9 protein-coding genes and 1 pseudogene are annotated in these 12,986 nt (G+C 61.0%); 4 read left to right on the forward strand and 6 right to left on the reverse strand.

Annotated features, from left to right (window positions below; all coding sequences use genetic code 11):
- Positions 1–4: 4 nt before the first annotated feature.
- The 3 genes from RWJ89_RS18280 to RWJ89_RS18290 all read right to left on the reverse strand — a co-directional run bounded on the left by RWJ89_RS18280 (position 5) and on the right by RWJ89_RS18290 (position 6,500).
- Entirely contained in the window at positions 5–1,393 is a 1,389-nt protein-coding gene (locus RWJ89_RS18280) for an MFS transporter (protein WP_168284496.1), read from the reverse strand.
- 27 nt (positions 1,394–1,420) lie between these two features.
- Positions 1,421–6,196 carry an NAD-glutamate dehydrogenase gene (locus RWJ89_RS18285; RefSeq protein WP_316031219.1) on the reverse strand — a complete coding sequence of 1,592 codons (4,776 nt, stop codon included), beginning with the start codon at positions 6,194–6,196 and terminating at the stop codon, positions 1,421–1,423.
- Positions 6,197–6,257: 61 nt separating this feature from the next.
- Positions 6,258–6,500 (reverse strand): hypothetical protein, encoded by a 243-nt coding sequence (locus RWJ89_RS18290; RefSeq protein ID WP_246621891.1) that lies wholly within the window; start codon positions 6,498–6,500, stop codon positions 6,258–6,260.
- On the opposite strand from RWJ89_RS18290, the gene pdxY reads away from it, so the two are divergent.
- The 3 genes and pseudogenes from pdxY to RWJ89_RS18305 all read left to right on the forward strand — a co-directional run.
- The gene (pdxY, locus tag RWJ89_RS18295) at positions 6,472–7,347 is read left to right on the forward strand and encodes a pyridoxal kinase PdxY (protein ID WP_062940004.1); all 876 of its coding nucleotides are present in this window, start codon (positions 6,472–6,474) and stop codon (positions 7,345–7,347) included. The two genes, RWJ89_RS18290 and pdxY, sit on opposite strands and share 29 nt — an antisense overlap.
- 71 nt (positions 7,348–7,418) lie before the next feature.
- Positions 7,419–8,060, forward strand: coding sequence for a carbonic anhydrase (locus RWJ89_RS18300; RefSeq protein ID WP_020052196.1), 642 nt, complete (start codon positions 7,419–7,421; stop codon positions 8,058–8,060).
- Between the two features lie 16 nt (positions 8,061–8,076).
- A pseudogene (locus RWJ89_RS18305) lies at positions 8,077–8,237 on the forward strand (GGDEF domain-containing protein); the annotation flags it as partial.
- Positions 8,238–8,291: 54 nt separating this feature from the next.
- On the opposite strand, the gene RWJ89_RS18310 reads toward RWJ89_RS18305, so the two are convergent.
- The 3 genes from RWJ89_RS18310 to RWJ89_RS18320 all read right to left on the reverse strand — a co-directional run bounded on the left by RWJ89_RS18310 (position 8,292) and on the right by RWJ89_RS18320 (position 10,746).
- Positions 8,292–9,113: a lytic murein transglycosylase gene (locus tag RWJ89_RS18310; protein ID WP_168273023.1), complete on the reverse strand. Its 822-nt coding sequence runs from the start codon at positions 9,111–9,113 to the stop codon at positions 8,292–8,294.
- A gap of 277 nt (positions 9,114–9,390) precedes the next feature.
- Positions 9,391–10,425, reverse strand: coding sequence for an aspartate-semialdehyde dehydrogenase (locus RWJ89_RS18315; protein ID WP_012759513.1), 1,035 nt, complete (start codon positions 10,423–10,425; stop codon positions 9,391–9,393).
- Positions 10,426–10,536: 111 nt separating this feature from the next.
- Positions 10,537–10,746, reverse strand: coding sequence for a hypothetical protein (locus tag RWJ89_RS18320; RefSeq protein ID WP_168284498.1), 210 nt, complete (start codon positions 10,744–10,746; stop codon positions 10,537–10,539).
- A gap of 272 nt (positions 10,747–11,018) precedes the next feature.
- Here RWJ89_RS18320 and RWJ89_RS18325 point away from each other — a divergent pair, with 272 nt between their 5' ends.
- Entirely contained in the window at positions 11,019–12,905 is a 1,887-nt protein-coding gene (locus RWJ89_RS18325; RefSeq protein WP_316031220.1) for an MFS transporter, read from the forward strand.
- Positions 12,906–12,986 lie beyond the last annotated feature (81 nt).

The following is a 12,986-nucleotide window of genomic DNA, read 5'->3' on the forward strand; positions in this document are numbered from 1 at the left end:
GTCCCTATGCGCGATCGGCCGGATAGGGTGTGCGGATCAAGAGTATCAATCCGCCGGCGAGGAACAGGATCAGCGTTGCCATTCCAAGCCGCGGTGATCCGCTCATATAGGTCACCAGCGAGAAGAGCAGCGTCGCCATGAAGCTGGTGGCGCGCCCCGAAAGCGCGTAGATGCCGAAGTAGCGGCCGGCTTCCTCGATATTGACGCTGCGGGAGAGATAGGAGCGCGACGAGGCCTGCACCGGCCCGAAGGCGAGCCCGATCAGCAGGCCATAGAGGATATAGGCCTTTTCCGCCGCCGTACCGAAGAGACCGCCGGAATCCGCCGCCGGCAGCGGCATCAGTCCGAACAGGGTGTAACCCGGTCCCGTCGAAATGATGCCGATGGTGGCGAGAAGCAGCATCGTGAGGCTGATGACGACGGTCACCTTCGAACCGACGCCCTTATCGATGCGGCCGGCGATCAGGCAACCGAAGATCGCAACGACATTCAAGATGATGCCGTAGATGCCGATCTCGATCGTCGCCCAGCCGAACATGCCGGCTGCGAAGATACCGCCCAGGATCAGCAGGCCGTTGACGCCGTCCTGATAGATCATGCGGGCGATGAGGAATTTCAGGATGCCGCGGCGTTCTCTGAGCTCGCCAAGCGTGTTTCTGAGTTCCCGCAAGCCGGAGCGCACGGCGGTGCCGAAGGGAAGACCCTTGCCGACATCGGGCGTGAAGAAGAACATCGGCAGGATGAAGATCAGATACCAGACGGCCGAGATCGGCCCGGTGATGCGTGCATCCTGGCCGGTCTTCGGATCGAGACCGAAGAGCGGATCGAGGCCGAGAATGGTCTTGCCGGTCTCAGGGCTTGCCGCCAAAAGCGTGACGACGGCAATGAGCACAATGATGCCACCGAGGTAGCCGAGCCCCCAGGCGGTGTTGGAGAGCTTGCCGACCTCGTGCTTGCCGACCAGGCGCGGCATCATCGAATCATTGAAGACGATCGAAAACTCGGCCGAGATCGAGGCGAGGATCATGAAAATAACGGGATAGAGAACAGGTGAACCGGGTGCGGCGAACCACAGGCAGAACAGGCTGGCGATCTTGATGATCGCGAAGAAACCGATCCAGGGCTTGCGCGCGCCGGACTGGTCGGCGATCGAGCCGAGAACGGGTGAAAGCAGGGCGATGATCACCGAGGAGATCGTCGCCATGTTGCTCCACGTCGTCTGCGCGGAAACCGGGTCATCGGTCAGGCGGGAAACGAAATAAGGTCCGAAGATAAAGGTGGTGACCACGGTGAAGAAGGGCTGTGCTGCCCAGTCGAAGAACATCCACCCCCAGATGCCCTTCTCCGTGGCCTTCGGCGGTTGCGTTCCTGTCCAGTCAATGCGATTCAACATCCGCTCCTTCTTTTGACGCGGACTGTCTCACCTCACCCGGTCGCGCGCAAGATCGGTCAGGATGCCGGCAGCAACGGTAATACGCGCGAGATTGGGATCGCCGCCGTCGCTGAGGCTTGAAAGCTCCTCGAGGATACGGTTGATGCGGATACGATCCTGCGCATGCCAGGCTTGAACGGGAAGCTCTTCCTTGCCGTGATCGGAAAGGGCCGAGATGACGATGTCGCGCCTTGCACTGGCGATCTGGTCGATGCTGCGGGCAAGCGCCAGATTCTCGTAATGGTCGGAGGTGAGAATCCGCCCGCCCGCCGCCAGCAGCCTTCCGATACGGAAGGTCTGCGACACGGCGATGTAATTCTCGGCGGCGCGCACCAGAGGTTCGCCGGTGCGCTCGGCAATCTGCATGATCTCCGGCACCAGTGCGAAGATCGGGAGGCTGGCGATCTCGACCGCGAGTTTTTCGGGCAGGCCCGCCTGACTGTACTCCGCCTGACGAACGACGACCTCGCCGGCCCACTGTTCGGCGAAGGCGGTTTTCAGCTTTTTCAGGGCTGCCTGCAGCCGGCTAACCACTTCCGCCATATCGGCCTTGGTCATGCCCGTTTTCAGCAGCAGGCGCGTCAGCACGATAAAGCTGTGGCTGATCTCCTCGTAGATGCGGTTCTGCATCTCGCCTGATATCTTGCCGTCCAGGGCGTCCGTCTCGGCCCAGAGGCGGGTCAGGTCGAAACCGTCTCTAGCGACGATTGCGGCGCGCACCACTTCCGGTGCCGAAGCCGCCGTTGCGTCCATCATGGCGACCGTGAAGCTCGGGCCGCCGCGGTTGATCGCTTCGTTGGCAAGCACGGTCGCGACGATTTCGCGCTTAAGGCGGTGGCCGGCGATATCGCCGGCATTCGACTTCTGCATCTTCACGGGGAAGTAATTCAAAAGCGTTGCGATGAAATAGGGATCGTCAGGCAGGTCGCTTGCGGCCAGCGCATCGAAGAGCACGATTTTGGCATAAGACACCAGCACGCCGATTTCCGGCCGCGTCAGCGGCTTGCCGGCCGCATAGCGTTCGGCCAGCGTCTGCTCGTCCGGCAGCGTCTCGACCTTGCGGTTCAGCTGGCCGGCGCCCTCGAGCACGCTCATGAAGCGGCCAAGCCCCAGGCCATTTGCCGTCCCCTTGCGTTCCGTCAATGAGATTGCCAGCGACTGCAGATAGTTGTTGCGCAGAACCAGGGTCGCCACTTCGCGGGTCATCGAAGAAAGAAGCTGGTCGCGTTTTGCGCGCGTCAGGCGCCCGTCATGCATGGCGGCTGCCAGCGCGATCTTGATGTTGACCTCGACGTCCGAGGTATTGACGCCGGCCGAGTTGTCGATGGCGTCGGAGTTGCAGCGCCCGCCCTTCAGACCATAGGCGATGCGGCCTTTCTGGGTGACGCCGAGGTTTGCGCCCTCGCCGATCACCTTGGCGCGCACCTCAACCGCGGTGATGCGGATCGGGTCGTTGGCACGGTCGCCGACTTCGGTGTCGGTTTCGGACGGCGCTTTCACATAGGTGCCGATGCCGCCGAACCAGAGCAGGTCGACCGGGCTCTTCAGGATCGCCATCATGATCTCGAAGGGCGTGGCCACAGCCTTGTCGATGCCGATTGCGGCAACCGCTTCCGGCGTCAGCGTGACTGATTTCGCCGCGCGGGAAATGATCATCGCACCCTTCGACAGCACGTTTCTGTCGAAATCCTGCCAGCTTGAACGCGGGAGGTCGAAGAGCCGTTGGCGTTCGGCCAGAGTCTTTTCCATATCGGGATCGGGATCGATGATGATGTCGCGGTGATCGAAGGCGGCGATGAGCCGGATCTTCGGGGAGAGCAGCATGCCGTTGCCGAAGACGTCGCCTGACATATCGCCGACGCCGGCGACGGTGAAGGGCGTCGTCTGGATGTCGATATCCATTTCCCGGAAATGGCGTTTCACGGTTTCCCAGGCGCCGCGGGCGGTGATGCCCATCTTCTTGTGGTCGTAACCGGCCGAGCCGCCGGAGGCAAAGGCATCGTCCAGCCAAAAGCCGGCTTCCTGCGCCAGTGCATTGGCGGTGTCGGAGAAGGTCGCGGTGCCTTTGTCGGCGGCGACGACGAAATAGGGGTCGTCGCCATCGAGCCTGACGGTATCCTTCGGCGGCACAATATCGGCACCCGATATATTGTCGGTGATCGAAAGCAGCGTGCGGATATAGGTCTTGTAAGCCTCACGGCCGGCATTGAAGGTCTCGTCGCGGCTGCCGCCGACGGGGAGTTTCTTCGGATAGAAGCCACCCTTGGCGCCGACCGGCACGATCACCGCGTTCTTGACCTGCTGCGCCTTGACGAGACCGAGGACCTCGGTGCGGTAATCCTCGGCGCGATCCGACCAGCGCAGGCCACCGCGAGCCACCTTGCCGAAGCGCAGGTGTACGCCTTCCACCTCGACACCATAGACGAACATCTCGCGGAAGGGTTTCGGCTGCGGCAGCCCGTCCACCAGATGCGGATCGAGCTTGAAGGCCAGCATCGGTTTCGGCGAGCCATCCGGGTTCTTCTGGAAATAATTGGTGCGTAACGTCGCGTCGACGATATTGACGTAGCGGCGCAGGATACGGTCGTCGTCGAGGCTCGGCACGTCGGCAAGCTCGGCCTCGATCGCCTGGTGCAGTTCGGCAAGCTTCTTGACGCGGGCCTTCTCCGAAAGCCTGGTGTCGAGCGTGTCATGGAAGAGACGAAAGATAGCAGCGGCGACACCGGGATATTTGTCGAGCGTCGTCGCGATATAATCCTGCGAATAGGCGATGCCGGCCTGGCGGAGATAACGCGCATAGGCGCGCAGCACGTTCGTCTCGCGCGCCGAGAGCCCGGCCGAAAGGATCAGCCGGTTGAAGCTGTCATTGTCGATCGTGCCGGCGAAGGCCGCGACGAAGCCTTCCTCGAGGGCGGCGCCGTAACGCTGCAGATCGATCTCACCGCCATTGCGGGCCTCGAGCTCCATATCGTGCAGCACGACGAGTTTTTTTTCTCCATCGGCGACCGGCACCCCGATGTCGAAAGTGCGTTCACTGACGACGTTGAAGCCGAGATTCTCGAGAAGCGGCACGCGGCGCGACAGCGCCAGCTGGCCGCCAGCGTGGAAGATCTTCAAGGAAAGGATGCGGCCCTGTTCTTCCTGACGGTGGTAGAACTGGATGCGCAGCGGTTCGCCGGCGGCGCAGGCACCGATATCGGCGAGGTCGGCCACGGTTTCCTCCGGCGTGAAGGAATCCTGGAAGGCTTGGTCGACCGATACCTTCGGCGCTTTGGCGCCTGCCAGCGCCTCGAAACGGTCGTCCCAGCGGGCGGTGATCTCGCGGATCACCTGCTCGAGCTTTGACTGCGGAATGCGTGGCGTCTTGCCGCCCGAGCGGCCGATGATGAAATGCACGCGCGCCACGCCGCCTTCCGGGAACGCCGGGTAATAGGCGGAGACACGGCCGTCATAGACAGTCTTCAGATAGGTGCCGATCCGCTCTCGGACGATCGAGTCGTATTCCTCGCGCGGCACGTAGACGATCACCGAGACGAAGCGGTCGAAATGGTCGATGCGCGGCAGGACGCGCACGCGCGGCCGATCGCCCAAATCGTTGATCTGTTCGGCAAAACTTGCAAGCAGCGTCGTATCGATCTGGAAAAGGTCGTCGCGCGGATAGGATTCCAGCGTATTGTCGAGCATGCGGCCGGAATGGCTCATCGGGTCGAAGCCGAAATGCTCCTTCACCTTCTCGATCTTGGAACGCAGCAGCGGGATTTCGGAGGCGAGCGAGGTATAGGCCGTCGAGGTGAAAAGACCGACGATGCGCAGTTCGCCGGTGACGTTGCCGTCGGCGTCGAAGCGCTTGACGCCGACATAATCCATATAGGCCCGGCGATGGACGATCGATTTCACATTCGCCTTGGTGACGATCAGGAAGTCGGGGCCGTCGAGGAAGGCAAGGATCTCAGGCGTCGTCGTCACCGCGTCCTTGCCGGTGCGCAACACGAGAACATCGGGATTGGAAAGAATGCCGAGGCCAGCACCCTTGTCGCGCTCGACCCTCGCATCGGTCCCCTTGCCGGAATAGACATATTCGCGCATGCCGAGGAACGTGAAATTCTCATCGCGCAGCCAGGTCAGGAAAGCGACGGCTTCGTCGCGATCGGCCTTCTTCCGGCTGGCGCCATTGGCCGCAAGCTCGGCGATCACTCCGTCGATCTTGGAAAGCATCGGCTTCCAGTCGGAAACCGACAGGCGGACCTGTTCGAGTACTTTCTCGATGCGTTTGACGAGATCGGCGGCCTGGGCGGAATTGAGGGGCGCAATATGAAGCTGGATATGGCTGACGCGGTTGGCCGGATCGCTCGGGTGATCGGCGGAATAAAGCACCGGCGCCTGGCCCTTTTCCATGACCAGGATGGGATGCACGGCCATGAACAGGTCGCGATAGCTGCTCGTCACTTCACCCATGACCGATTCGAACAGAAAAGGCATGTTGTGGTCGGTGACAGAAAGCACCGAGACGGCGATGCCGTCAGGCGTCACATCGGCAATCGTGTCGATGCTGACGCGGGGCGCCTTGCCGTTCCAGGCGGCAAGTTCCTTTGCCGAATGCACCGCTGAGAGCGCCAGCATTTCCGGCGTATAGAGTTCGAGATCGTCATTGCTTGCCCGGCCGAAGAGAATTGCCGGATCGAGATGCGCCTCGCCTGTCGCCTTGGCGATCTTGCGCGCGCTTTCGATCTGCTTTTCCCGTTTCGGATTGTTTCTGGCAGCCATGGATCGCCTCCCTCAATGTCTGATTTTTTGCAAGCTAGCAGAAGATTCTTCGAAAAAATCTCTAAAAGAGAGGTCCGAAGGATTGTTTTGACGCTTTTTGGCGCTGGAAACGAGAAATCGTAAGAGATTTTCCGCCTTCTCCACCAAGCGAAAGCAAAAGTCCCGTCTTCCGGTCATTCGTTCCGCCGAACATTTCCACGCCCGCATGAAGAATGGTTGACAGCGTGGCGTCAAAAAGATCATCAAACGCGGTCATCATTCGGATCTTGGATATCATGTCGGAAAATGCAGCGGGCGCAGTCATCGTCATTTCCAGCCATGTGGTGCGGGGCTCGGTCGGAAACCGGGCAGCCGTCTTTGCGCTGGAGACACTCGGTCATCCGGTCTGGGCTCTGCCGACCATCGTGCTGCCCTGGCATCCCGGCCACGGCCGCTCGACGCGTCTGACTTTTGCGGAAACGGATTTCGATGCGGCAATCGACGATCTGATCCGCGCGCCCTGGATCGGCGAAGTCAAGGCGGTGCTTTCGGGCTATTTCGGCAATGCCGCCCAGGCGCGCTCCGTCGCCCGGCTGATCGGTGCGTTGAGGCAAAACAATCCCGAGCTGCTCTATGTCTGCGATCCCGTCATGGGCGATCTTGGCGGTCTTTACGTGCCGGAAGCGACTGCTGAGGCCATTCGTGACCATCTCATTCCGCTCGCCTCGCTCGCGACGCCGAACCGCTACGAGCTCGCATGGCTTTCGGGGGCAGCCCTCGAAGACAACAGCGCGATCATGGAGGCGGCGCTGGCGCTCGGACCATCGCGCATGCTCGTCACTTCGGCGGTGCCGATGATGGCGGGCGGTACCGGCAATCTCTATCTTTCCGGCCGTCACGCCCTTCTTGCCGAGCATCGCGTCGTCGACAACCCGCCGAATGGTCTCGGCGACCTCATCGCCGCGGTCTTCCTGTCGCGCTTGCTTTCCGGGATCGAGGACGAAAAGGCGCTGCAGCTTGCCACCGCCAGCGTCTTCGAGGTGCTTGCGCGTGCCGTCAAGCGCGGCAGCAACGAGTTGATGCTGGCAAGCGACGCTTCCAGCCTTTCGACGCCGATGGCCATGGTGCAGATGCGCCGGCTCGTGCACCCGGCGCAGCGGCGGAAAAAATGACGCATCTGCCAATATGTTCATTTTGCGGTGCAGCAGTTGATCTTGTCTTCGGCGCGCGCTAATCCAGACGCATGCAGCGTTTTCCAAATCCCCTTCTGGACGGCTATCGCAACTTCATGAACGGGCGTTATGCCGACGCCCGCGACAGGTATCGGCAGCTTGCCGAAAACGGTCAGAATCCCCATACGCTTGTCATTGCCTGTTCGGATTCGCGCGCGGCACCGGAGCTGATCTTCGATGTCGGCCCGGGCGAGCTCTTCGTCATCCGCAACGTCGCCAACATGGTGCCGCCCTACGAGCCGGACGGTCATTTTCATTCGACCTCGGCCGCACTCGAATTTGCCGTGCAGGTGCTGAAGGTCTCAGATATCGTGGTGATGGGCCATGGCCGCTGCGGCGGCATCCGCTCGGCGCTTGATCCGAATGCCGAGCCATTGTCGCCCGGCGATTTCATCGGCCGCTGGATGTCGCTGGTCAAACCCGCCGCCGAGCAGATCCAGAGTAACGACGTGATGACGGCCGCCGAGCGGCAAACGGCGCTGGAGCGTGTCTCCATTCGCAATTCGATCAACAATCTCAGAAGCTTTCCCGACATCAAGGCGCTCGAGGAGGCGGGAAAGATTCATCTCCACGGTGCCTGGTTCGACATTTCGACCGGTGAACTCTGGGTCATGGACGCCGAGACACGCGACTTCATTCGTCCCGAAATCTAGGGACATGCCAGTTTATGACGATGCGGCAATCGTTGCCGAGCGCGTACGGCTGGCGATCGAGGCGGCGGATATCCCCTGCCGAGCGGCGATGTTCGCAAGGTGACGGCGAGTTTTGGATGCGCCGGACGAGCAAATGAAGCCACCAACCGGAACTTCGAGGATCTAGTCAAACGCGCGCCGAAATGAAAAACGCCGCATATCGCAGCGGCGTTTTGGCGTATTTTATCGGTCTTATCTGCCGTCGATCTGCTGACCGATATAGGCGATCGCCTGCTGGTAGACGCTGGCGGCGTTCCAGCCCTGGATGGCGACGAAATTCGGCTCTCCAGGCTGATAGCCGGCGCCGGCGCGCCAGCCGTGGCCTTTGAGGAAATTCGCCGTCGAGGCCAGCGCATCGGCGCGGGAGCCGACCATGTCGACGCGGCCGTTGCCGTCGCCGTCGGCGCCGAAGCGCACGACATTGCGCGGCAGAAACTGCGTCTGGCCGATTTCACCATGGGCAGCGCCCTTGGCCTGTGGGCTCAGATAACCCTCGGAGACGAGCTGGAGTGCTGCATAGAGCTGGTCGGTGAAATATTCCGAACGACGGCAGTCATAGGCAAGGGTCGAAACAGCCGACAGCGTATGCTGGTTGCCCATATAGCTGCCGAAACCGGTCTCCATGCCCCAGATTGCAATCAGCGGGCCGGCCGGAACGCCGAAACGGCGCTCGATCGAGGCAAAAAGCGCCTTATTGGCAGCCTTCATGCTGCGACCGCGGGAGATGATCGTGGCACCGCCGCGCTTCTGCATGAAAGCGTCGAAGGAGAGCTTGAAGCTCTTCTGGCCGCGGTCGGCGGAGATCGTCGGCCTGTTGTAATTGACGTTGGCGAAGGCGCGGTCGAGGACCGAGCGGCTGACGCCGTTAGCTGCTGCTTCCTGCTTGAAATCGGCGACCCATGCACCGAAACCGCTGCTATTATTGCCGCATTGAGCGCCCTGGGCCGCTGCCGGCAGCGCGTGGAGGACGCCCGCCGCCGTAAACGCCGCCAGAAAGAATGTTGTCATGCGCATGAGAAACCCCGCTTCCGATCTACTGAAGCGCGCCGCAGCCGATCAGGGCCATGCGACGCGCTCAAAGTCTTCGTTCTGTTCATGTCGCTGTCCCGAACCGCTGCACGGTTTTGGACGGCATGCTTGGCTTGATGCCGGGCAGAATGCCAGCCGAAGGCGATCTTGTCACGATCACCTTTTTCAGCAAACGCTTATGGACAGAAGCGTCCACAATTCGGCAAAAAGCCCTGCCTTCATCATCGGCAGGGCTTTAGCATATTATGGTTTACAAATGGTATCAGGCGGCCTGCTTGCGCGGCTTGACGAGACCACGATTGACGAGCAACTCGGCGATCTGGATGGCGTTCAACGCAGCGCCCTTGCGCAGATTGTCGGAGACCACCCAGATGTTGAGGCCGTTTTCGACCGTCGCATCCTCGCGGATGCGCGAGATGTAGGTCGCATCCTCGCCGGCGGATTCATATGGCGTGATGTAGCCGCCATCCTCGCGCTTGTCGATGACGAGGCAGCCCGGTGCATCGCGCAGGATGTCGCGGGCCTGGTCGGCGGTGATCTCGTTTTCGAATTCGATGTTGACCGATTCCGAATGACCGATGAAAACCGGCACGCGTACCGCGGTGCAGGTCACCTTGATCTTCGGGTCGAGCATCTTCTTCGTCTCGGCCAGCACCTTCCACTCTTCCTTGGTATAGCCGTCCTCCATGAAGACGTCGATGTGCGGGATGACATTGAAGGCAATACGCTTGGTGAACTTCTTGTTCTCGATCGGATCGGCGACGAAGACGGCGCGCGTCTGGTTGAAGAGCTCGTCCATGCCGTCCTTGCCGGCGCCGGAGACCGACTGGTAGGTCGAGATGACGACGCGCTTGATCTTAGCGAAGTCGTGCAGCGGCTTCAACGCCACCACCAGCTGGGCGGTCGAGCAATTCGGATTGGCGATGATGTTGCGCTTGGTGAACTGGCTGATGGCATCCGGGTTCACTTCCGGCACGATCAGCGGCACGTCGGCGTCGTAGCGCCAGGCCGAGGAATTGTCGATGACGATGCAACCCTGCTGGCCGATCTTCGGGGAGAACTTCTTGGAGACCTCGCCGCCGGCCGACATCAGGCATATGTCTGTATCGGAGAAATCGTAATTCTCCAGATTGGAGACCTTCAGCGTCCGGTCACCGTAGGAAACCTCGGTGCCCTGCGAACGCGAGGAGGCGAGTGCCACGACCTCATCGGCGGGGAAGCCTCGCTCGGAGAGGATGTTGAGCATCTCCCGGCCGACATTTCCGGTCGCTCCCGCAACTGCTACTTTGAAACCCATTTCTCAAGCTCTCTTTCTCTTCTCTCCTCTTGTCCGGTGAGGGGAAAGGCGCGATTAATCGCGTCTTCCTGTCCCCAGCCGAGCCGGGGAGAGAGCGGCAGGCCAGAGACGTCAGACGGTTTTCGTCGTCGTTTTGGCCTTGGTTTTGGAAGAAACCGGAACGGCAATGTCCACCCCGGCAACTCGTGCCCGGTCACTGCAATCAGCAATGGCGTGTTCGTCGCGAACCATGGAGATTCCTTTTCCGCTGTTGCTCTTAGAAGGTTTTCCACAGGAGTCAAGGTTTTTGCGTGAGGAGGCTGCTTCCGCCTGCCGCCGCAATCTCCGGTGCAGGCGCTGAGGGCTTAGCAGGTCTGCTTCGTAAAGCAGCAGAACCTTCCGCCTCCAAAATAGCATTGCTGGTAGGAGGCTACGCAGCGGCCCGATGGGGACGACGGAACGTGGTCTCATTAGACTAAAGTCATAATCCGAAAGCCTCTCTCTTTTTGATCTGTCGTTTCTGGCACACTCCCGTCAGGCGTGTCGTGGCCAGGGGTATGCTTTGAGGAGAAGTAGGCCGCGCGCGTTGATCATCACTCTGTGGAGGACAAACAATGGCAAATGTCGCAAGCATCGACGGCGCGAAGGCCGGTCCGATGACCGGCGAGGAGAAGAAGGTCATCTTCGCCTCTTCGCTGGGCACCGTTTTCGAATGGTACGATTTCTATCTCTATGGTTCGCTCGCCACCTATATCGGTGCGACCTATTTCACCCAATATCCCGAGGCAACGCGTAACATCTTCACGCTGCTCGCCTTTGCCGCCGGCTTCCTAGTCCGCCCCTTCGGCGCGCTGGTGTTCGGCCGTCTCGGCGATCTCGTCGGCCGTAAATACACCTTCCTGGTGACGATCATGATCATGGGTCTGTCGACCTTCCTCGTCGGCATTCTGCCGGGTGCCGCCACCATCGGTATCGCAGCCCCGATCATCCTGATCGCGCTTCGCCTGCTCCAGGGTCTGGCGCTGGGCGGTGAATATGGCGGTGCGGCAACCTATGTCGCCGAACATGCGCCGAACGGGCGCCGCGGCTATTTCACCTCGTGGATCCAGACGACGGCGACGCTCGGCCTGTTCCTGTCGCTGATCGTCATCGTCCTTGTTCAATATCTGATGGGTGCGGCTCAGTTCGCTGCCTGGGGCTGGCGCATTCCGTTCCTGGTCTCGGTCGTTCTGCTCGGCATTTCCGTCTGGATCCGCCTGAAGATGAACGAATCGCCGGCGTTCCAGCGCATGAAGGCGGAAGGCAAGGGCTCCAAGGCGCCACTGACCGAAGCCTTCGGGACATGGAAAAATGCCAAGATCGCGATCATCGCGCTGCTCGGCGCTACCATGGGCCAGGCGGTCGTCTGGTACGGCGGCCAGTTCTATGCACTGTTCTTCCTGCAGAACGTGCTGAAGGTGGACCTGTTCTCGGCCAATGTCATGGTCGCCATCGCACTTCTCCTCGGCACGCCGTTCTTCGTCATCTTCGGCGGCCTCTCCGACAAGATCGGCCGCAAGCCGATCATCATGGCAGGCCTTCTCATTGCGGCGGTGACCTATCATCCGCTGTTCAAGGCGATGACCTGGACGGCAAACCCGGCGCTAGCCGAAGCGCAGGCTTCGATTCGGGCAACGGTGACAGCTGATCCGGCGGACTGCAGGTTCCAGTTCAACCCGACCGGCACGGCGAAGTTCACCAGCTCTTGCGACGTGGCGACGGCGTTCCTGACCAAGAACTCGGTGCCCTACGACGTCGTGCCCGGTACCGCCGGACAGCCGGCAACGGTGAAGGTCGGCAACGCGACGATCCCGAGCTTCGACGTCGCTGCCGCCGGCGACAAGGCGAAGGGCATGACTGCGGCCTTCGAAAAAAGCGTGAACATTGCGCTTCAGGACGCTGGCTATCCGCTGAAGCGCGGTGTCGCCAAGGTGCCGGATGCCAAGCTCGATGCCTTCATCGCCGCCAATCCTGAACTGGCGCTCAACGCCGATACCGTGCGCGCCGGCGAGAAGGAAACCATGCCGGCGGCCAAGCTGGTCGAAGGCAAGCTGCTGACGGCGGAGGAGGCCAACGGCGTCACCGACATGGCGGTCTACAACATCGCCAATGGCGGCACTTTCGCCATGACCGCCGATCCCGCCCGCGTCAATTGGATCGGCACGATCGCCGTGCTGTTCGTCCTCGTCCTCTATGTGACGATGGTCTACGGCCCGATCGCCGCTCTGCTGGTCGAGCTTTTCCCGACCCGCATCCGCTATACCGGCATGTCGCTGCCCTATCACATCGGCAACGGCTGGTTCGGTGGCCTGCTACCGGCGACGGCCTTCGCGATGAGCGCTGCCGCGGGCGATATCTACTATGGTCTCTGGTATCCGATCGTCTTTGCTGCAATCACGCTGGTGATCGGCCTGATCTTCCTGCCGGAAACGAAGAACAGGGATATCCACGCAATGGATTGATGACGCATTCGCGTCCTTCAAGCCTGAAAAAAAGGCCCGGCGCTTACAAGGCGCCGGGCTTTTCCATTTGACGGCGCCGCA

Source organism: Rhizobium sp. 10PS4 (assembly GCF_032464805.1).
In the GTDB taxonomy this organism is placed as follows: Bacteria; Pseudomonadota; Alphaproteobacteria; order Rhizobiales; family Rhizobiaceae; genus Rhizobium; species Rhizobium laguerreae.

Coding starts and splice junctions, on each gene's coding strand:
- RWJ89_RS18280 (WP_168284496.1), bottom strand. CDS start 1,393: ATGTTGAATCGCATTGACTGGACAGGAACGCAACCGCCGAAGGCCACG.
- RWJ89_RS18290 (WP_246621891.1), bottom strand. CDS start 6,500: ATGACTGCGCCCGCTGCATTTTCCGACATGATATCCAAGATCCGAATG.
- pdxY (WP_062940004.1), top strand. CDS start 6,472: ATGTCGGAAAATGCAGCGGGCGCAGTCATCGTCATTTCCAGCCATGTG.
- RWJ89_RS18310 (WP_168273023.1), bottom strand. CDS start 9,113: ATGCGCATGACAACATTCTTTCTGGCGGCGTTTACGGCGGCGGGCGTC.
- RWJ89_RS18300 (WP_020052196.1), top strand. CDS start 7,419: ATGCAGCGTTTTCCAAATCCCCTTCTGGACGGCTATCGCAACTTCATG.
- RWJ89_RS18325 (WP_316031220.1), top strand. CDS start 11,019: ATGGCAAATGTCGCAAGCATCGACGGCGCGAAGGCCGGTCCGATGACC.
- RWJ89_RS18315 (WP_012759513.1), bottom strand. CDS start 10,425: ATGGGTTTCAAAGTAGCAGTTGCGGGAGCGACCGGAAATGTCGGCCGG.
- RWJ89_RS18285 (WP_316031219.1), bottom strand. CDS start 6,196: ATGGCTGCCAGAAACAATCCGAAACGGGAAAAGCAGATCGAAAGCGCG.